The organism is Bradyrhizobium stylosanthis (assembly GCF_001641335.1).
GTDB lineage: Bacteria > Pseudomonadota > Alphaproteobacteria > Rhizobiales > Xanthobacteraceae > Bradyrhizobium > Bradyrhizobium stylosanthis.
On sequence record NZ_LVEM01000001.1, the window covers coordinates 2,400,827 to 2,421,159 of the forward strand.

The following is a 20,333-nucleotide window of genomic DNA, read 5'->3' on the forward strand; positions in this document are numbered from 1 at the left end:
CTATTCCTCTCCCAGCTTCGGACCGGATGAATGCCCGCCCTTGTCACCTTCTTTCAGCGTGTGGGCCACAACCTGTGCGGCCTCCCTCGCCTGTCGCCCTGGTGAAGAAGAACGGTTCGTCGACGGCGTCCCGCCGCCAGCGGCGCCGCCGCTGCTGGCGGCTGGCATCTGGCCGGCTGCAACGGCTTGGGCCGACGAACCGCTACGCGAGGCCGCACCCGTCAGAGAGGCTGCGGACCGAACCGCGGCGGCTGAACCACCAGCTGCGACGCGTAGTCCACCCATGACCGCGGCTCCGCCACCGATTGGGATGGCGGCTGCGCCTGCGACCGCTCCGGCCGCGGCACCGGCGCCGAGCTGAGGCGCGCCTGACACCAGGCCTGCCGCAATGCCAGGACCAAAGATGCCGAGACCGAACAGCGAAAGGGCCGCAAGCAGCAGGCTCATGGCCGACGCAATGTCGATCGGCCTGGTCATAGTGTCGGAGAGACCGCCAAAGATGGTTGAACCGATGCCGATGATGATCGCGAGAACCATCACCTTCACGCCTGATGCAACCACGTTGCCGAGCGTTTTCTCGGCAAGAAACGCGGTCTTTCCCCAGAGGGCAAAAGGCACGAGAATGAAGCTCGCGAGCGTCGTTAGCTTGAACTCGATCAGAGTGACGAACAGCTGGATCGAGAGAACGAAGAAGGCGAGCACAATAAGGATCCAGCAGAACAGAAGGATCAGAATCGTTGGGAGGTTGGTCAGGACATCAAAGCCGGAAAAATGACCGGTTTCCTCCAGAAGAGGATAAGCCGCCGAAAAGCCGGCCGAAGCCACAAAGCCAGGACGGGATAAGTTTGCTGCAGTCAGCCCGCCGCCAGATGCCTTCAATCCGATGCTGGAAAACGATGCAAAGACAATATCGGCAAGGCTTTTGAAGTTGCCGATAATGAAGGCGAAGGCGCCAACGTAGAGAACCTTTTTGGCCAGCGTGACCAGAATATGGTCGTCAGCCCTGACGCACCACGCTAACCCGGCGAGCGTCAGGTCGACGCCTATCAGGGTTGAACTCAGGAATGAGACATCGCCCGACAAAAGTCCAAACCCGGAATCGATGTAGCGGGAGAACGTCTCAGTGAAGCGGTCAATGACGGAAAGATCTGCCATGATGCCCTCTCCTACTTTCCAGCCGCGTAGGCATGCCCGTCGCCAATGAAGCGAGTAAATCGCTCCTGTGCCGCCGCAACCGACGCTTGTTGCTCAGCAGCCCGTAATGTCTCTGCGCGTGCCTGCGTCAGAAGGAGTACCTGCGCTTGCAACGCCTGCTTCGCCTGAAGCCCGAGTAGCTCGTTGCTAGACTGCTGTGCCTGTAATGACCCAACGGCTGCTGACGAGTTCGTCATCAAGGTGCTGAGGGTTTTCCGGTCCTCGTCAAGGTCTGACGCAATTGTTGCTTGCGTCAGCAAAGCCTGCTTCAGCCCCTCATAGGTGTTGTCCCAGCGGGACGTCGCGTCCTGCACCATGACACTTGACGCGGACGACGCGGTGTACTGGCGTGGATAGAGGCGTTCGTAGTCGCTACGCGCCTTGTCGACGTCGAACGAAATGCCCTTGGCCTGTGCAACGAGGCTATTGAGCCGATTGATCGTGCTCGTGAGCTGCCCCACCACGCTATTAGGCAGGCTCGTGAGGTGCCGGGATTGATTGATCAGCATCTGAGCCTCGTTCTCGAGGCTGGTGATCTGGTTGTTGATTTGATCAAGCGCGCGTGCGGCGCTGAGAAGCGTTTGGCTATAGTTCCAGGGATCCCAGACGAGGGACTGGGCGAACGCCTGGCTCGGACCATCGATCCCAATGGTTAGGGACAGGAGGACAGACACGACAAAAAAGGCGCGCGAAATCAGTCCGCGCGAACGGGCACGTAGCATTGGTAGCTCCAGGAGGTTAGTTACTGGGGGTACGGGTCAGGTCGTCTGCGTCTGCTCGAAGGTACTTATGAGATTGGCCGCCCAGTGCAGCTCTCGTTGGGCGAGATAACGCTTGGCGAAGTCGTGCAGGCCAGTTCGGGACAATACAGCATCAATATCGCGCTGATCCTCCGGAGAGGACGCGGCAACGAGCGCCAGCGCCACGGGTCCAAGGCCTAGCTCGAACAGACGGTTGCCGGCGCGAGACTGCAGGTAGTAGTCGCGCTTCGGAAAGGCCTCCGCGATCAGACGTATCTGGGTCTCGTTCAGGCCGAACCGGCGATAGGTCTCCGTTTGGGTGGGCTCCAGCGCACGGGGATTTGGCAGGAATATCCGTGTCGGGCAGGACTCGATGATCGCCGGCGCAATTTGGCTTTCCGCTATGTCGGCGAGTGATTGAGTCGCGAAAATGACGGCGACGTTCTTCTTCCGGAGCGTCTTCAACCATTCCCGGATACGGCTTGCGAAGAGCGGGTCGTCAAGGAACACCCAGGCTTCGTCAAGGACCAGCAAGGTCGGCCGGCCGTCGAAACGCTCCTCCAGCGAATGGAATAGATATGTGAGAACCGGAGCAACCAGACCCGGCAGGGCCATCAGTTCCTCCATCTCGAAGGTGAGAACGTCGGCACCGGAAATACGGTCGGTGTCCGCATCAAGAAAACGTCCATACGGCCCTTCGAGCGTATAGGGCTGCAGGGCTTGTCTTAGTGCATCGCGGGACAGCAGGGCCACGAGCCCAGTCATTGTTCGCTGGGGAACCGGCGCCGAACCAAGGCTCTTGAGCGCAGACCAAAGCGTCTCCTTGACCCCAGGCGTGACCTCAACCTGCTCATGGGCGAGGACGCCGCAGAGCCAGTCGAGTGCCCAAAGCCTCGCGCCCTCCTCCGCGACGTCCTTCAAAGGCTGGAAGGCAATTCCCACCTTGGCTCCCAGTTCGTACCAGGCACCCGACAAGGCAAGCGTTGTGACGCGGGCAGAACGGCCCTTGTCAAAGGTGATCAGCTGAGCGTTGGGGTAACGCCGGTATTGAAGGGCAAGCATCGACAACAGGACCGACTTGCCCGCTCCGGTTGGCCCGACAATCACGGTGTGCCCGACGTCGCCGGCGTGCAACGACAGTCGAAACGGAGTCGCGCCTTTGGTCTTGGCAATCAAAAGTGGGGGACCGTCCAAATGCTCGCAGCGCGCTGGCCCAGCCCAAACGGCCGACAACGGACACATATGGGCAAGATTCAGCGTGTGGACGATCGGCTGACGGATATTGGCGTAGGCCTGCCCTGGCAGGCTACCCAACCAAGCTTCCACTGCGTTGACGCTTTCGCGGATGACCGTGAAGCCACGGCTGTTGATGACGCGCTCGACGGCCCGGATCTTCTCGTCAGCTTGCCGTGAGTCCTCGTCGGTGACAGTAACCGTGGTCGTCACGTAACCGAATGCAACCAGATCGTCGCCGAGTTCAGACAATGCGGCATCGGCATCAAAGGCCTTGTTGCTAGCATCAGTATCGAGCAGCGCGGCCTGCTCGTTGAACATGACTTCTTTGAGGATAGCCCCCAGCGACTTTCGCTTGGCGAACCACTGCCTGCGGTACCGCGTCAGCGTGGCGTTCGCTTGTGTCCGGTCCAGCGGCAGAAACCGCGTTGCCCAGCGATAGGGAACTCCGAGCCTGTTCAACTCATCGAGCAGGCCGGGAAATGTCACTGCCGGAAAGCCAAGAACCGTCAGCGCGCGAAGATGGCTTCGCCCGATCGCCGGTGAAAGACCACCGGTAAGTGGCTCATCGCTGAGGAAACAATCGAGATAGGCGGGAATCTCGGGAACATTTACCGGATGCCGCTTGGTCGAGATACAACTATGGAGATAGGTCAGCGTCTCGGCGTCATTAAGAGGCCAGATCTCCGGCAAGACCGAAGAGAGCAAGTCTATTGCCCGGTCGCTCTCCTGCACGAAACGCCGCAAATGATCCCGATAGCCGTGCTCTTTCTGTCCGGATTTTCGGGTGCCTTCGGTCCCAACGGCCGGGTCGTCGTCACCTGCCGGACGCTGTGGCCGAGCTTTGTCGGCGAGTGGCCAGCCGCGATTTGCGTTCGCACGTGAATCCGTTGCCCCGCCCCCACACTTTGGGCTCTCCAGGAACAGCCCTTCGAGCCGCGAGACCCGTTCGGCCGGCGGCAAGTACAGCAGCGTGAGGTAAAGCACGCTTTCGAAATGCTGTCCTCGCGGGCGCGACGGATCTTCCCATGCGATGCCGGCAGCCCCCTCAAAAGCGGCTCGCCGTTCCTCATCAACCAGCCAGGAAACCGCATCCGGAAACTGTGAGCGTGGGTATTCGGAGGCCTCGATGCGGGTGGCGTCGAAGAACAACGCCCAACCCGATCCAAACCGCTTCAGCACATTGTTGACGCGCGAGGTCACGCTCATCAACTCGGCCTCGGTCGCGCTATCGAGATCAGGCCCTCGATAGCGGATTGTGCGCTGGAAGCTGCCGTCCTTATTCAGGACGACGCCCGGGGCAACCAGAAATGCCCATGGCAGCCAATCGGCAAGGCGATGCGCTTGGCCGCGGAATTCTCTTAAGTTCAGCATGCGAGCCAGCCCTTGTGTTTGGTGTGGCGGATGGTGACTTCGACGAAGGCCGGATCGCGCTTGGCGAGCCACACCGCCAAGCCGTGCCCGACGATCCAAAGCAGGAGGCCCACGAGCCATAGCCGCAGGCCGAGTGCCAGCACGGCCGATAGCGTGCCGATGAGGATCGATGCGGCACGTGGCGCGCCCCCGATCAGGATGGGCTCGGTCAGCGAGCGGTGGAGTACGAGTTCGAATCCTTGCGAGCGCATCAGATCAGCGCTCCCCCGCCAAACGAGAAGAACGACAGGAAGAATGAGCTGGCTGCAAAGGCGATCGACAAGCCGAACACGACCTGGACCATCTTGCGGAACCCGCCCGAAGTGTCGCCGAACGCGAGTGAGATGCCCGTCACCGTGATGATGATGACGGCGACAATCTTGGCGACCGGTCCCTGCACAGATTCAAGGATGCGCTCGAGCGGAGCTTCCCAAGGCATGCCTGAGCCCGCAGCATTTGCTGCCGAAGCGGTCAAGAGCATGCAAGCCGCGGCCGCACCGAGTTCGGTCAAAAGATCTCCCGGCGAGCGCCAGTGGCGGAAGCACGAACGGAGGTATGGACGCAGTTGAACGAGCATCTTGTAGTCTCCCTTGATCAAGGATGGTGGGTGGTGCCTGGAAGTCCGAATGGAGTTTCGAGCGAATAGTCGCCCGATGGATCGAGGCCCCTAAGCTCGGCGATTGTCTCGATCCGCCGAGCGGGTCCCCGCCCCTTGATGAACACGATCAAGTCAATCGCCTCAGCAATCAGGCGCCGCGGCACCGTTGCGACGGCCTCCTGGATCAATTGTTCGATCCGGTAGAGTGCAGCTCGCGCAGAATTGGCGTGGACGGTGGCGATGCCACCGGGGTGGCCTGTGTTCCAGGCCTTCAGCAAGTCGAGTGCTTCGGCGCCTCTGACCTCACCAACGATGATGCGATCGGGTCGCAAGCGGAGGGTCGAACGCACGAGATCGGCGAGGCTTGCTACGCCCGGCTTTGTCCGTAGGGTCACAGCGTCCTTGGCGTCGCAGCGCAGCTCGCGGGTGTCCTCGATGATGACCACCCTCTCTTCGAGACCGGCAATTTCTGCCAGAAGCGCGTTGGCGAGCGTCGTTTTGCCCGAGCCGGTGCCGCCGGCGATCAGGATGCTGCGCCCTTCCCTGACCGCGGCCACCAGTACCCTCGCCATCAACGGAGAGACGATCTGCGCCTTGACGTAGTCGGGCAGGTGAAACGTGGTTGTGGCTGGCTTTCGAATTGCAAAGCATGGCGCCAGGGAAACGGGCGGCAAGACGCCCTCGAAGCGTTCTCCTGTTTCCGGCAGCTCCGCCGAAATGATGGGTGACGATCTGCTTGCTTCAGCGCGAACGTGGCTTGCGACCAGGCGAATGATCCGCTCGGATTCCTGTGGTGTGAGGATCACACCGGTATCCGCCCGACCCGATCCGTGCCGATCCAGCCAGAGCTTTCCGTCAGGATTGACCATGACTTCGACAACGTCGGGCTCTTCAAGAGCGACGGCGATCGCCGGTCCCATGGCAGTCCGCAGCATGCCGCGGCGTCGTTCCCGGGTCTCGGACGAGAGGAGATCAGACATTGTCGACCTCCTCTCGCCCTGCCGGAGATGGCCCCGGCTGCTGGCCCGCCGCCTCCTGCGCGCGGGAACCAGTGGCGGCAGCCTGGGCTTCGCCTAGTGGCGCGCCTTCTTCGAGGTGCCGTATGAAGAGATCGGGATTTGATGTGCTGACGCGTTCCATGACGTCTGCGACGAGCTTCCCGCCGGAAGCAATGCGCTTGCCGACCTGAGCGACGAACATCTCAAAGCGCTCGCGTCCAAGAGCTCGCGCTGCATCCTGGTCGCCGGCCGGCAGCGGCGGCGTGATCGTCAGGTAGTAGCGAATGAAGAGCGCAATGGTCTCAGCTGTAACCGAGAGATCACGGTCGGTTCGCTCGAGCTGCCGGCTCATCCGATCAAGCCTGCGTATCAGCGCGGCGTCACCACTGGCGTCCCGCTCCGGATTGAGGAAACGGTCGAGCGCCGCCTCTACAATTGCCGACTTGTTGCTCCCAGGCCGCTTTGCCGCGATCTCTAGACGCTGCGCGACGCTGTCGGAGACATAGGCTGACAGTTTTGGCTTCATCGAAATAGCTCATCAGAAAGAGGGAAGAAGATCGTCGTCGTCGCGGTTGACGGCGTGAGCCTGACGGATTGCGCTGGAAGGGCTTGCGCTCCGCTGCATCTGACTGCGGTCCGCGGTCACATCGGTATCATCGTCGAGCAAACGATCTTCGAGGAAGCGATTACCTTCGCTTGGTAGGCGAGACGGCTCCTCAAGCAGGGACAATTGCTGCTTGAGACCTCCCTGTTCGCTGCCGGCATCTATCAGATCGCTATATGGCGTCGTGGCGAGACGAAGGTCGACGACACGGATTTGTCCGGCCCAGTCGTTGGACCTCGGTACCGGCCGATCACGATATTCGGCACCGGAGAGGCTTGGCGGTTTCAGCAGGCGACGGACAAAATTCGCATCTTCATAGTGCCGAAGCTTGGAAGCTCTGACGGGCGCCAGGCCCGAGACGAGGACGATCGCCTGGTTGGGTGGCAACTGCATCACCTCCCCCGGGGTGAGCAGCGGTCTGGCGGTCTCTTGCCTGCTGACCATGACGTGGCCAAGCCAGGGCGCTAGTCGATGACCCGCGTAATTGCGCTGAGCGCGCAACTCGGTCGCGGTGCCTAGTGCATCCGAGATGCGCTTTGCCGTTCGCTCGTCATTGGCGGCAAAGGCAATTCGGACGTGGCAATTGTCCAAAATCGCGTTGTTATCGCCGTAGGCCTTCGCGATCTGATTGAGCGACTGTGCGATCAAATAGGCTCGGATACCGTAGCCAGCCATAAAGGCGAGCGCGCTCTCGAAGAAGTCGAGCCGACCAAGCGCCGGAAACTCATCCAGCATCATCAAGAGCTGGCGTTGCTTGCGCTCTCCGGCGTTCAACGTTTCGGTCAGCCGGCGTCCGATTTGATTGAGGATCAGCCGGATGAGCGGCTTGGTGCGGCTGATATCCGACGGAGGAACGACCAGGTAGAGCGTGACCGGTTTGCCGGCGCTGACGAGGTCAGCGATTCGCCAGTCGCAGCATTCGGTGTTCCGGCTGACGATCGGGTCGCGATAGAGCCCCAGGAAGCTGACGGCCGTCGATAGGACGCCCGAACGTTCGTTCTCTGATTTGTTAAGGAGCTCGCGCGCGGTCGCGGCCACAACGGGATGGACTTTTGGCTCCTGCTTCGTCCCGAGGTGGTTCGTAGCAAGCATGATCCTCAGCGTCTTTTCAAAGGACTGCGCAGGATCGGCAAGGATCTCCGTGACCCGAGTGAGCGTCTTCTGTTCCTCGGCATAAAGAACGTGAAGGATGACGCCGACTAGGAGCGAATGGCTGGTCTTTTCCCAGTGAGTCCGGCGTTCGAGCGCTCCCTCGGGATCGACGAGAATATCCGCGATATTCTGGACATCGCGCACTTCGGCCGCACCTTTGCGAACCTCGAGCAGGGGATTGTAGCGGGCGCTATTCGGATCGGTGGGGTTGAACAGGAGACAGTGCGAGAAAGTCGAGCGCCACCCTGCTGTCAGTTGCCAGTTCTCGCCCTTGATATCGTGAACCACGGCCGAGGAAGCCCACGAGAGAAGCGTCGGCAGTACGAGCCCGACACCCTTGCCGGAGCGCGTCGGCGCAAAGCACATAACGTGCTCTGGCCCATCGTGACGCAGATAGTTCTTCTCGATGCGTCCGAGAAATACGCCCTGGGCAGCAAAGAGCCCCGCAGCCTCGATTTCCTTTGAGCTTGCCCAGCGCGCGGATCCGTATGTCGTCACCAGTTGATTTTGGCGCGCACGCCACACCGAATTGACGATCGCAAACAACGCGCCAGCGACACCGCCGGTAGCGGCGATCACGCCGCCCTCTTCGAATATCTCCGGCGCGTAAGCCTCGTAGGCGAACCACCATTCGAACAATCGCCAAGGCAGATAGACGGGATAGCCGGTTATCAGAAACCACGGCTCACCCAGCCGCGGCTGAAATCCGAGCGCCGCCGCGGTCCATTGCGTCGCTCCCCATGTAGACGCGACAACGATACCGAAGACGACCGTGATCTGGCCGACGTAGATTTTTGCCGGAAACATTTCCGCCCCACTCAACTCTCGCGAACGAGCGCGGCGAGATGAAAAGCGGGAGTGAGCCGAGCATTCAACCTGAATAAAAATCGGCTCCGGCGAAGAGATCCTCGTGGATCAAACGCATCACGGAGTGATCGTGGATGGAGCAGTCTCGGCGTGCTTCAGGAAGCGGCTCAATAGGCCGTGAATGTCATGATCAATTTGGACCAATAATCCGACTTGCTTTGATTTGCTCATGCACTGGCGCTCGTGGGCATTGAGAGGACGAATCGATCACGTTGATCGATCGCAGATGTTTGACTGCGTTTAGACCGAGTGTCCGAAAACGGCGGCGCCTTAAACTCACTTTGCGAAACGAGTATCAGCGGCGCGAACGAGCTCGCGCGCAGCCATAGCCATCGATGGTCGTCCGTGGTGGCGAAATTTGCGCCAACGTCGTCTGTCGTGCAGCTTTGGGAGTGTCGAGCGAAGCCCGAGAGCGCGGCGGCAAATAGAGGCCAAGGGATCCAGCCGGCAAGATGGGCGGTCCCTTCCATGCGGAGATTAGGCCCCATATTCTCCGCATATTTTGCGGATAATAACCTTGCGGTTGCGGAGAAAAGCCGCCATATTCTCCGCATGGAGTGCGGAGAATGCCTGATTATATCCATCAACTACCTGATTGGCCTCACTTTTCCTGGGATTCCGATGCCCTGGTGAAGCCGCTCGCGGCCGTTCGGCTGCGCCAAGGACAGCTCATCGGCCGGATGCAGGCGCTTGGCTTCCCCCAGCAGGAACAGGCTGTCCTGACGACCCTGACAGAGGAAGTGCTCAAGTCCAGCGAAATCGAGGGAGAGAAACTCGACAAGGAAGCAGTTCGCTCTTCGCTCGCCCGCCGCCTCGGCATGGACGCAGGCGCCCTGCCGTCGGCGGATCGCAACGTCGAGGGGGTGGTCGAGATGATGCTCGACGCCACCCAGAAATTCAAAGCCGAGCTTACGGCAGAGAGACTTTTCGGCTGGCATGCGTCGCTGTTTCCGACCAGCCGCAGCAATATGAAGAAAATCGCTGTGGGAGCCTGGCGCGATGCCTCGGCAGGACCGATGCAGGTCGTCTCCGGCGACTATGGGCGCGAGCGCGTGCACTACGAAGCACCGGTCGCCGACAAGCTCGACGCCGAGATGACTGCGTTTCTCGACTGGTACAACACCGAAGAGAACATCGACCCGCTCATCAAGGCTGCGATCGCGCATCTCTGGTTTGTGACCATCCATCCCTTCGAGGATGGCAATGGACGCATCGCGCGCGCCGTCGCCGACATGTCGCTTGCCCGCTCTGAAGGGATACCTCAGCGCTTCTACAGCATGTCGGCCCAGATACGCGTGGAACGGAAGACCTACTACGACATGCTGGAGAGCACGCAGAAGGGTGATCTCAACATCACGCCGTGGCTTGAGTGGTTCTTGGGCTGTCTCGACCGCGCCTTCAGTGGCGCCGAAACCATTCTCGCGGCCGTGCTCGAGAAAGCGGACTTCTGGAAGCGGCATGTCACAGCACAGATCAATGACCGACAGCGCGACATGCTGAACCGCCTACTGGACGGCTTCGAAGGCAAGCTGACATCGAGCAAATGGGCGACGATCGAGAAGTGTTCGCCCGATACCGCCCTGCGCGACATTCAGGGTCTCGTCGATCAGGGCATTCTCGCCAAGGACGAGGGCGGAGGCCGCAGCACGAGCTACTCCCTCGCCTTCTGAAGGCCGTCGCAAACGAGCACAGCGATCAGCTGCGCGCTTGGCCACGGCGGCGGCCGAAGGCCCCTCGTCGCGGAAAGAGCGGGACCAAACGCATCGGCTGATTACACTATTTCAGCAAGAATAGTATAGCCAGCCGCGATATCAGCACATTGCAATCAACTCAGAAGACTTCTCGCGAGCGGATTCGCAAGAGTTGAACCGTCTGGCGAACTTCGTCGCCTCTCAGCGTCCTATCCCTCGCTTGATCCCAATCGACCAGGAGATGCCTTCCCCGCCAACGCTTCCGGAGACCATTTGCCCACGCACCCGCTCCAACACTGGTCGCCACGGCACCAGCGCGAACTCATGAGATCGCTCGATCAGGGCGAACCGCCCGCTGTTCAGCGTCAGCATGCGCCGGTAGACGCCCTCGATCTTGCCACCGGCCTTGACGTCGACATGTTCAAGGCCACTGCGCGCGGATATGTCGGCCGCGGTCCTTGCCAGCTCGCGCGCCTCAAGCGTCTGGAGCATGTTCCGGGCAAAACGTATCTGGCCGGCTTCCTCTCGCGCCAACCCCTGCTCGATCAGCCATTGCCGTCTTGTTCGGAGCGCTGTCTCCACCTCCGCCCCAAAGCCGGTCGACGCGAGCTCGGCCGGCTCCTTCCCAACAAGCGTGCGATCGAGCCAGGTAGAACCCAGCGCCTGCGGCAGATCCTCGAGCCGTTGCCATGACAGCACCGCGGCCCGCACCGGATTGTTCCTTTGCTGCAGCTTCTCGTATTCAAGCGCCCGGTCCAGATAATCCCGCCCCACGTTCCAGCTGCCATCGGCAAGGCGGCTGACCATCCCTTCGCGCCGCATCGCCTCCAGGCGCCGCACGTGCGATCCGACATATTCACCCGATGCTTGCGGGTCGAATTCCCGATGCAGACGGTCGCTGTAGATGCCGTCATGGCGAGCGGCGACGCTAGCGATCGTCCGATCGATTGCGCGCGGTTCAGCGGCGCGCGACCTGAGCTCCAGAATCGTGTTGCGGACAGGCGCCTCTTCGTTGGCACGAAGGCTACCGAGTTCGGCATAATGCGTCCGCCCGTCCACCCCATCGATCACGACATAGCGGCGCTCCGTCAGTTCGTCCGCAAAACCTTCGCCGACGACCCGCCCGACCAGACGCTGACCGTCTCGCTCCGGATCGAAGATCGAATAGTCGCCAGCCGCCCGCGTAATTCCCGCCGCGGCCATCTCGCGGTGCATAGTCTTGACGATGTCGCCGCGTTCCCCCATGCGTCTGAGCTTTGGCTCTAACTCAGGGTCGATCCGCCAACGCCCGGGCTCACACTCTTCTGCCAACCCCATCCGCTCCAGGGTTCGCAGCCGTCCGATCCGCGCCGTTTGCCAGACTGGCTCCCGTCCAGACAGAGCCCCAAGCTCCAGAGCTTCGCTGGGGGCATCTCGGAGGATGCTCCTGTCAAGACGCGTGAACCGCTCGGCCGTGATCTCCTGCTGGAGCTTGCGCGCGACCTCGATCTCCGTTTCCGGACCGAACTCTCGCGTGATGAGTTCGGCGGCCCGCGACCGAAAGCCGTGAGCGATATAGTCGCGTGCGATGACGAGGTCGTTTCCTTCCTCATCCTTGCCGCGCAAGACGACGTGCGTATGGGGATGACCGGTGTTGAAATGATCCGCGGCGACCCAGTCGAGCCTAGTGCCGAGATCCTGTTCCATCTGCCGCATGAGATCGCGGACGAACGGTTTCATGTCCGCGAACTCGGCGCTGTCCTCCGGCGCCACGATGAAGCGAAACTGGTGACGGTCGCCAGCGCTGCGTTCCGTGAAGGCGTTGGCATCGGCGCGGTCGGCCTCGCCGGCATATAGTTCGCCTGGTGTGCCCTCGCGCGTGACACCGTCGCGTTGGACGTAACGAAGGTGCGCGCGAACGGCACCTGTCTCCCCTGACTTGATGCGGACGATCCGGGCCTTGATGACGACACGGCGCTGCCCCTGGCTCCGTCCGCGTCCGGCCAGCACTGCACCTTGCGCATGGCCGCGGCCTATGCGGCTGCCCGTAAACGACGAAGCGCTTCGCGCACCCGGACCAGCCTTGGCTGCTTCCTGGCGGATGCGTCGAAGATAGCTGGTCGCTCTCTTGACTCGGCGGTTGCCGATCCGCCCAAGCTTTACGTCGAAATCGTCGTCGATCTCTCGCATGGCATGCGTCCGCCGTTTGGAGAAATTGCCGATATGTGAAGCCGACGCGCGTTCGCCAAGACGCAGACGCAATTGCGCACCGCCATTGCACTGGATCGAACATGGCGACAGCAGAGATCCAAGATAGCGCTAAAATCTAGGATGTGCAGACAACGGCTTAGGCGCCCCCTAGGGCCAGTGCTTTTATCTTGCCCTCTTAATCGGTCGTCTGATCCGCTTCATCTCAGCCATTGTCGCTTCCTCTCTCTGCTGTGACAAGACCTTTGCGTCGACGCCACAAAGCCGCATGACGAGCGAGAGTCCGGGTGCGCCGTGCACTCTTGCGCGCTCATCGACGGCACAAAATCGCTGCAGCAAGGCAGCGCGGGCGCCGTCGCGGCGCATCTTTCCATCGGTGTGACGGAGCCACATCACAGGCACTCCCGCGTGGTCCAGGCGCCCCGCAAAGGGCATGGCCACAGGCAAGATAACGTGCGTTCCGTCGTCGTGGATCTGCACCAGGTCTCATCCGCCCGTGGCGGAGCTCCGCGTTCGAAACAAGATGGTCATCGCCTCGATCTGCTCCTCACATCGCGCTTGCAAGGCTCAGGCGTGAGCCCCAGCAGCTTGCGCTCCTTGGCCTTGGCGCGCGCCTTGAGGTCCGCATCAGGCACGTCCGGATTGCCGCAATAGAACGTGCCATTCGCCCACATCGCGTGCATGATGACAGCGCAGTTTGCGCACCACCGCGACCGTTGCCTTACGGTGCGAACTCGGTTTGGCGAGCGACAGCCCACAGCTTTTGACCTTGTCCTGCTTCTTGTAGTGGGTCAGAAGCCCGCTCGTCGCCTCGTACAGCGCGCGCCACACATCGCCGTCGCCCGCCTTGCTGATCCACCCCTGCATGTCGATCGAGGCGCCGACTGCCAGCGCCGCGAGGTCAGGCCAAAATACGCCGCGACGTCGCGCGGGCGCCCGAATCAAGGAGGATCGTCAATTGCGGTCATGAAGCTCAAGGCCGCAATGGGGCCGGCGCCCGGAAACTGCATGAACCGCCGGCACAGTTCGTGGCCGGCGCCGCGTTTCACCACCAGATCATGCAGCCGGCAGTATTCTTTCCACAGCGCCGCGCCCATTCAGCATGCCGTCGATCAGCTCGCTGACCAATGCGTCACCCTCCACCGCCTCGCGCATGGCCTGGGCAAAACCGCCGCGCCCGAACCGGTTTAGGCGGATGCCAACGCCTTCAGCGAGTGCCGGACCGCGTTCTCCCGGTTCAAAAAATTTGCGCTTCAGATTGCGCTGGAGGGTCAACAACAGTTGCAGCCGGTAGCACGGTTAGTATTCGGACCTGGGCGTGCCCCGCCTACGCGCTTCTGCGACCGGCGCAAGCCCCCTACCTTTGCACAATCAGTGCTTGAACATTCTACTTGCAAATCTTGTGACTGTGTTTAGCCTGTTCTTCATATTCCGGTCATGGCGCTTCGGGGGGAGCGGTCAATGCCAGACGACTATTCGGTATTTGATAGAATGCGTTTTGGGCTTCATGCGGTCGTCAACCAATTCAGAAGCCAGCCCACCAATGAACAAGTCAACGCGGCAATTGCATCGGTAGAAGCTGCATCTAGAGGAGAAGCAACCGCAGCTCGAGGCATGTGTTTGGTAATCTTTCCAGGCACCGATCATGCGGACGTTTGCCGAAACGGAATGACAGACGATGACTGCCAGGCCCTCGCAAAATCCCTTGGAGGGTTCTGTCGCGCCGTTAGGCCAGGTTCGGTCTGTCCACAATAAATTGCGTTTCTATATTGCCGCTCAGCACAAGAGCGGAGCGGTGGCCGTGGGGATGGCACGATGCGTATTGGCTTCAAATTGCGTGTCCTGTCTTCCGGCGTGCTTTCGATGCTGCTGGCTGGGTGCGCGGCGATTCTGCCGAATTTCGACGTCCCCAGCGACATGCATGGAGCTCCCTCGACGGGCACCATAGTGCAGCGGATAAAGTGCGAGCTCATCGATCTCATTCGCGATGACGTTCCTGAACCGTACAAACACCGGACTGTCCTGCTCGCCCTCGACTACGAGGTCGCAATGCTCCTTAGTTTGGACGTCAACGACACTGGTGGGCTGGCACCATCGGTCAACCTTCCTTACAGCAACTTTGCCTTCAATATCGGAGCCAATCTCAATCAATCTCGGGAGGACACCCTCAACATCAACTTGAGCTACAACATGAGAGAACTCGCTCACCGGTGGGACAAGGACCGAGATCTGTCAATCTGCCCGGCAATGGACACGAATTTGGCGGGAAATCTCGGCTTGAAGCGGATCGTGACCGCGGCACTCGAGACCCCCGATATGGTCGAAAATGCTGACCTCTCGGCGACGGGCGGAGAGTTTGGCGGAATTGTCAATTTCACTCTCACCCGCAATCTCAATTCCACGGGGCCTACCTGGACACTCACCCACTTTGTTGGCCCCGGTAATCTTGCCTCGCTATCCAGGGTCAACACCGACAAGTTGAGTTTTGGCTTTGCCGTAGGCAAAAACGCAGGGAAGCCATTTAAGTCCCATGAAGTCACGCCCCGAACGAATTTTGCAGGAGCAAATCGGGTGCTTCAGCAGCAACTCCTGAACAATTTGGGTACGCAGCTGAGTGGAATTCGTAACCTTCCAAGGGTCCCCTAACGAGCGAACACATAGCCAGGTCTGACGTCATGTGCGTATTCTTGCACACTATCGCGAACTGCTTGGAGCTAGGACGTCCACGGTGGAGGAAAGACGCCATGACGTCGTTTTGGAAGGCATTTTTTCTCGTTGCAACGATCTTTGCCCTGCCAGCTGGCGATCCCGTCCTGGCGCAGGGTAAGCCGCCTGAAGCCTCGCCGACCGCCGCGACAAACATTTCGGCGACATCTTGTAAGACACCACTTGCCCAGCTTTCTGCGGCCGGTTTTACCCTAGCCTGTAACAAGAGAGTGCCGACCGGAACGTTTCTTGGCGCCTATCTTATGGGGGGCGCTGATGGTCTCAGCGAGTGCGTGAACCGCTGTACGGCGGACGGCCGTTGCGTCGCCTTCTCGCTCGATAATCGCGACAGCGCGAAACGCGTTTGCAACCTCTATGGCTCGATCGAAAGCCAGTCCGATGCGCAGGACTGGATACTTGGGCTCCGCATTCCCGAGAAGCCGGTGTTTCGGACCTCCCCGATCGGCCGCGGTGCCGATGTCAGCTGGTTTCAAGATTCACCTACACCGCTTTCCCCCGTGAAGAAGGGAACCTTGGATAATATAGTGGTCAAGAATTGGAGCAACTGGAAGAGCACTCCCGGCCCCTTTGGCCAATCCTCAACCATATTTCACTCGGGAACGATCGCCTCCATCACCGGAACAAAAGCCCCGACAGATACGGGATCATGGATCAATATCCCAGCTCCGACAGATCCAAACATCGTAGTCATCGACGGCAAGCCGCTAGTCCCAAGCTCGGAGGTCAAGAACCGTCAGCCAGTGTATTACGCGACCGATCGCACGTTGAAGCCGGGTCCGCTGACGGAAGCATCGTTTACTGATGATCCCGCACTTCAGCTCACTTTTGGCTACGCTGTGGTGAGCATCCCGAGCAATCACGTGATTGGCAATGTCGAAAGGCCTAAATTCAAATGGTACAAGCTCGGCGTCGAGGCCGAGACCGACGCAAACGCCTTCCGTGTGAAGGTTATTGCCCCCCTTGATCGTACGGCATTCCTCGGCCAATTGAGGACCGCCTCCGACAGTATCATGCTGTTCATCCACGGTTACAACGTTTCCTTTACCGACGCGATCTTCAAGGCCGCCCAGATCGCCTTCGATGCAAATTTTGCCGGGACAGTCGTGGTGTTCTCGTGGCCGTCGGCCGCCAATCTGTTCATGTACGACAAGGATTGGCAGACGGCCGAGGCCGCCTCACCTCGCCTCGCCGAGCTTTTGCAACTTGTCTCATCCGAGATTGGAAAGAAGAACATCTACGTTGTCGCCCACAGCATGGGTAACGAAATTCTCGTCAACGCCTTGCAGCAGAGCGCACTGAGCAAGGTGCCGATCGCGATTTCGGAACTCGTCATGGCGGCTCCCGACGTGGACAAGAACGTCTATATCAGCAAAGCTGACCAGATTCGCGAGGTAGCCAAGAACATCACGCTCTATGCTTCTGCTGCCGACAAGGCTTTGCTGGCATCGGGCGACAAGACCTTCGGAACGCGCATAGGATTTGTTGGGCCGAGCGGTCCAAGTATTTTCCCCGGAATCGAAACAATCGACGTGACTGCGGTAGGAGATGACATGTTCGGTCTCAACCACAGTACATTCTCGGCCAGCCGAGCGGTCCTGGATGATGTCGGGCGCTTATTGCGATCGCTTTCTCATCTGTCTCCTGATAACCGAACGCCAACGCTCCGTCTGATGCCGGATAGGCAGCACGTTCAGTATTGGCTGTATCCGCCTTGATGCCCCCTGGTCAGTTCATTTCGTCCAACGCCGGCAGCTTTATTGAAGCCGCGTGCGACAGTGGCTTCAATCCCGGAGCTTCAATGGCAGCAGTCAGCCCTCAGGAGCCCACGTCCAGATTGACTTAGCGACACCCAGAATGTCGCACCGCATTACCGGTCCGAAATATCTGGAATCGAACGAGGACGGATGCGGCTGCATCAGGAAAAACTCGCCCTCGACGAGCCTGAAGCAACCCTCCCAGGACGGCAGCGGTCGCCCTTCCCGGTCCTTCTCCGAGACTTCGGCGGTGACCTTGCCGTTGATGGATATCGATCCAATCGGGTCTTTGGCGCGGCAGACTTCGTCGCCAGCGCCCGCCACGACCTGCTTAAGGAGTGGCACCGGCGCCGGCAGGATCTCATGGGCGAGGATCAGGAGTTCGATTGTCGGCGGCGGCTTGTAGACGGCGAGTTCACCACGCGCCGGCACGCGCGGTTCGACGTAATAGAAGCCGAGCGGCGCGCTGCCGGAGGCGTTGTAGATCACCACCGGTTCCTGGGGTGCGAACGACACCAGGGCAGCGATGGTGCCCGCGGACATGGCCGACAAAGCGGCCAGTTGGCGCCACGGTCTGTTGCGATCAATCAGCATCGGAGGTCGACCTCCGCTTGCTGGCTTCCGAATATTGGACGAGGTCTTCGATGTGGTAGCGGACGTAGCGCCCATGCTTGCGGTAGGCCGGCCCTCGCCCGTCGACGCGCATTTTCTCGAGTGTGTTCTTGGTCAGCCGCAGCCAGGCGGCAGCCTCCTTGGTATTGAGGAAAGGCTTGTCGGCAGCCTTGTCATCCTGTCCCGTCATTGCAGAAGTGTTCCTTCTTAGCACACGCAACCCTTGGGTGTGTGAAGAAGCGTCGTCCGATCGGGAGCGGTTTAGGGAGTGGCGAAGTTTCGCCCGGCTAACTTCGCCACTGTGCAGGCTTAAAATTGATCTAACAAGCGAATGGCAAAGCCAGCTAGCCCAAGCCCCGGCTAGTCCAGGGCCAGTTCAAGCCTAGCCCAAGAGGTCGCGATAACTGCCATTCATGAGCTCGGTGCCTTTGGCGACGAGCCTGCGGGTTCGGTCCTTCAAAAATTGACTATGGCTGCGCCATTCTTCAGTGACTTTCTTCTCTCCGAAGACCGCAACAGCGATCTGCCGATAGGTCTTGCCGCGAAGGCTTTCATCGAGCGCGATCAGCGCGTGCTGCAAACGCTCGTCATTCGCAAATGGCGGCCTTTGCACCTTCTGGAAACCTGGCTCGGTGAAGCGCTTCAACTGCTTCAAGAGTTCGGTCTGGGCGGAGATATCGGCGAGGTCACGCAGTTCAAACACCGGCGCGAAGGGCGCAGTGAGGATGGGCAGGCCGTGGATTTCGAGGGGGATGTGAACCCCGCCGCCTTTCATCAGCACCAGCGGAACACCGTCGGCACCGATGACGGCGTGGCGGTCCACTCGGAAATTTCCCAAGGCAAATGGCGCGGTTTTGCTCTCGGGTCTTGGCCTTGTCGCGTTCAAGCGAACGACCCGTTTGAGCGCATTGGCGTGCCAGAACACGGGTGTCTGGTCGGCACCGAGACGGGGGTCAGCGAACGCGAAAAGGCCCCATTTCTCGGCGCGGGGGAAGCGCCGTCGCAGGCGCAAAAGGCGTGTGCCATCGATCAAGGTGATCCATGGCAGATGCCGGGGCACGGAGGCGCGCCAGTCGGTTCTGTAGTCCTCGTTTCTGCGCAAGAACTCCCACGCCCAGTCGCTACCATCGTAGGCGGCAGGATTGCAGACAATGGCAATATCGCCGGCGTCGCGGTGTGCATGCGTGGCGGGATTGGTCAATGAAAGCCCCAATGAGAACGTCCCACCTTTAATCGTTCTGGCCAATTGGGGCTAGAGAGCAGCCCCCGCGCGAGTTGCTCGCGGGGGCCGCTTGTCGTCAGTCGGCCGGATTCCAGATCAGGGCGAAGACGCTGTCGTCATCCTGGCCCGCGGCTCGTCCGAGATTGGCGTAGAGCTTGTGGGGACCGAACTCGGGCGCTGCCAGCGACAGGCTCACATAGTCCTTTCGGCTGTTCTCGCCGCGCCGGATCCAGCCTGCTCCGATCTCGACGCCCTGGGTCACGACGCGGAAGTCGGGATGGGTGTCGGCGCTCTTGTCGCGATTAGGGATGATGTCGATGTCGGCCCGGATGGAGACGGTCTTGAGCTGGCCCTTGTAGCTGCCGTTGTCGTTCTTGGTGACGTATCCGATTGCGGTCATGGTCTTGTCCTTTTGTTGCTCCCGAGAAGCCGATCCCCTCGCGATGGCATGACCGTGATGGGAAGCGTAGCGCCTTCGAACCCGCGGCCTTCCCGCGGGGCGTAGCGCATGCGAAGCACCTGAGCTGACAGCTTTTTTGAAGCGTAGCGGCCGCGAGGAGCCGGACTTGTCCGGCGGGGAAAAAAGCTGGCGGCATGGGTTTCGGCAGGCGGGGCGCTTCCCATAGGTCCCTCAGCCACGCGCAGTGAGATCGGACCCGCAGGCAACAAAAGGACACCATCAGGACTATCCGATCGACTGTCACCGAAGCTACGACCAAAACAAGGCCAGGTCTCAACGTGTTCTGCATACAGGCTCGGCGACCAAAGACCCTCGCCAATGAGCGTCCGATCCCCACCCCGACCTCACGACATGCCCCCGGGGTATCGAGATCGGAGCAGTCTGATCGGGTGTGGTAAGAACCGCGGAAAGGACTATGTGAGCCTGTCGCTGGCAGAGCCCGCGTCCGGTCCCCGCAATCCATCCGACCCCGATGATCGTCATGACAGGGAATGATAATCCCCTCCCCGGATCTGGCGATCGCCGTCTCTGACAAAGCTCGGCCCCAGGCAAGTCTGGCGGGGGCCGCTCTCATCTGCGGTCCCGTGAGACGAGTGCGAACACGTTCATCGCTCGCGCATGCGCCAACGCAAAGGCTCTGTCGGAGACTCGAACGCGAACGGACAAGGTGCGCCGGTGTCAATCAGACAAATCCAATGTACACTGTTTCCCATGCAAGCCGATTCCCGGTTTGCTTTCCTTTGAGAATTGACGGAGGGCACATGGCCAAGAAAGCGAAGAAGGCGAAGAAGGCTGCGGCGAAGAAGACCGTGAAAAAGGCCAAGAAGAAGTAGACCTTCTTCTGATGATCTAGCTTTCATTCCAGCCAAGTTGCCGTTTGC

Annotated in this window: 16 protein-coding genes and 1 pseudogene; 3 read left to right on the forward strand and 14 right to left on the reverse strand. The window is 60.3% G+C overall.

What is annotated here, in order from left to right:
• From trbL to A7X65_RS11665, 8 genes are all read right to left on the reverse strand, one after another.
• On the reverse strand, nucleotides 1-1,155 hold the full coding sequence (gene trbL / locus A7X65_RS11630) for a P-type conjugative transfer protein TrbL (protein WP_063684666.1): 1,155 nt from the start codon (nucleotides 1,153-1,155) through the stop codon (nucleotides 1-3).
• An 11-nt stretch (nucleotides 1,156-1,166) separates the two neighbouring features.
• Nucleotides 1,167-1,916: a P-type conjugative transfer protein TrbJ gene (gene trbJ, locus A7X65_RS11635; protein ID WP_063684667.1), complete on the reverse strand. Its 750-nt coding sequence runs from the start codon at nucleotides 1,914-1,916 to the stop codon at nucleotides 1,167-1,169.
• Nucleotides 1,917-1,952: 36 nt separating this feature from the next.
• Entirely contained in the window at nucleotides 1,953-4,541 is a 2,589-nt protein-coding gene (gene trbE / locus A7X65_RS11640; protein WP_063684668.1) for a conjugal transfer protein TrbE, read from the reverse strand.
• A complete protein-coding gene (locus A7X65_RS11645; RefSeq protein ID WP_063684669.1) occupies nucleotides 4,535-4,792 on the reverse strand; it encodes a VirB3 family type IV secretion system protein in 258 nt (85 codons plus the stop codon). The genes trbE and A7X65_RS11645 overlap by 7 nt, the downstream gene beginning before the upstream one ends.
• Nucleotides 4,792-5,061, reverse strand: a complete 270-nt coding sequence (locus A7X65_RS11650) for a TrbC/VirB2 family type IV secretion system protein (RefSeq protein ID WP_145660047.1) — start codon at nucleotides 5,059-5,061, stop codon at nucleotides 4,792-4,794. Before A7X65_RS11650 ends, A7X65_RS11645 begins: the two co-directional genes overlap by 1 nt.
• Nucleotides 5,062-5,174: 113 nt before the next feature.
• Entirely contained in the window at nucleotides 5,175-6,158 is a 984-nt protein-coding gene (gene trbB / locus A7X65_RS11655) for a P-type conjugative transfer ATPase TrbB (RefSeq protein WP_063684671.1), read from the reverse strand.
• A complete protein-coding gene (locus tag A7X65_RS11660) occupies nucleotides 6,151-6,702 on the reverse strand; it encodes a hypothetical protein (protein ID WP_063684672.1) in 552 nt (183 codons plus the stop codon). The genes trbB and A7X65_RS11660 overlap by 8 nt, the downstream gene beginning before the upstream one ends.
• A gap of 12 nt (nucleotides 6,703-6,714) precedes the next feature.
• Complete coding sequence (locus A7X65_RS11665) at nucleotides 6,715-8,739, reverse strand: conjugal transfer protein TraG (RefSeq protein WP_063684673.1); 2,025 nt, start codon at nucleotides 8,737-8,739, stop codon at nucleotides 6,715-6,717.
• Between the two features lie 626 nt (nucleotides 8,740-9,365).
• On the opposite strand from A7X65_RS11665, the gene A7X65_RS11670 reads away from it, so the two are divergent.
• Nucleotides 9,366-10,469 carry a Fic family protein gene (locus tag A7X65_RS11670; RefSeq protein ID WP_063684674.1) on the forward strand — a complete coding sequence of 368 codons (1,104 nt, stop codon included), beginning with the start codon at nucleotides 9,366-9,368 and terminating at the stop codon, nucleotides 10,467-10,469.
• 222 nt (nucleotides 10,470-10,691) lie between these two features.
• On the opposite strand, the gene rlxS is transcribed toward A7X65_RS11670, so the two are convergent.
• Complete coding sequence (gene rlxS, locus A7X65_RS11675; protein ID WP_063684675.1) at nucleotides 10,692-12,659, reverse strand: relaxase/mobilization nuclease RlxS; 1,968 nt, start codon at nucleotides 12,657-12,659, stop codon at nucleotides 10,692-10,694.
• A 545-nt stretch (nucleotides 12,660-13,204) separates the two neighbouring features.
• Nucleotides 13,205-13,970: pseudogene (locus A7X65_RS11685) on the reverse strand (transposase); the annotation flags it as partial.
• Between the two features lie 522 nt (nucleotides 13,971-14,492).
• Between A7X65_RS11685 and A7X65_RS11690 the strand changes: the two are divergent.
• Both A7X65_RS11690 and A7X65_RS11695 read left to right on the forward strand, forming a co-directional pair.
• The gene (locus A7X65_RS11690) at nucleotides 14,493-15,323 is read left to right on the forward strand and encodes a hypothetical protein (RefSeq protein WP_063684676.1); all 831 of its coding nucleotides are present in this window, start codon (nucleotides 14,493-14,495) and stop codon (nucleotides 15,321-15,323) included.
• 98 nt (nucleotides 15,324-15,421) lie between these two features.
• Nucleotides 15,422-17,119, forward strand: a complete 1,698-nt coding sequence (locus A7X65_RS11695) for an alpha/beta hydrolase (protein ID WP_167358233.1) — start codon at nucleotides 15,422-15,424, stop codon at nucleotides 17,117-17,119.
• A gap of 93 nt (nucleotides 17,120-17,212) precedes the next feature.
• On the opposite strand, the gene A7X65_RS11700 is transcribed toward A7X65_RS11695, so the two are convergent.
• The 4 genes from A7X65_RS11700 to A7X65_RS11715 form a co-directional block, all read right to left on the reverse strand.
• Nucleotides 17,213-17,752: a S26 family signal peptidase gene (locus tag A7X65_RS11700; protein ID WP_063684678.1), complete on the reverse strand. Its 540-nt coding sequence runs from the start codon at nucleotides 17,750-17,752 to the stop codon at nucleotides 17,213-17,215.
• The gene (locus A7X65_RS11705) at nucleotides 17,742-17,960 is read right to left on the reverse strand and encodes a helix-turn-helix domain-containing protein (RefSeq protein ID WP_063684679.1); all 219 of its coding nucleotides are present in this window, start codon (nucleotides 17,958-17,960) and stop codon (nucleotides 17,742-17,744) included. The genes A7X65_RS11700 and A7X65_RS11705 overlap by 11 nt, the downstream gene beginning before the upstream one ends.
• Nucleotides 17,961-18,152: 192 nt before the next feature.
• A complete protein-coding gene (locus tag A7X65_RS11710; RefSeq protein WP_063684680.1) occupies nucleotides 18,153-18,971 on the reverse strand; it encodes a DUF2285 domain-containing protein in 819 nt (272 codons plus the stop codon).
• 97 nt (nucleotides 18,972-19,068) lie between these two features.
• Entirely contained in the window at nucleotides 19,069-19,392 is a 324-nt protein-coding gene (locus A7X65_RS11715) for a DUF736 domain-containing protein (RefSeq protein ID WP_063684681.1), read from the reverse strand.
• Nucleotides 19,393-20,333: the final 941 nt, after the last annotated feature.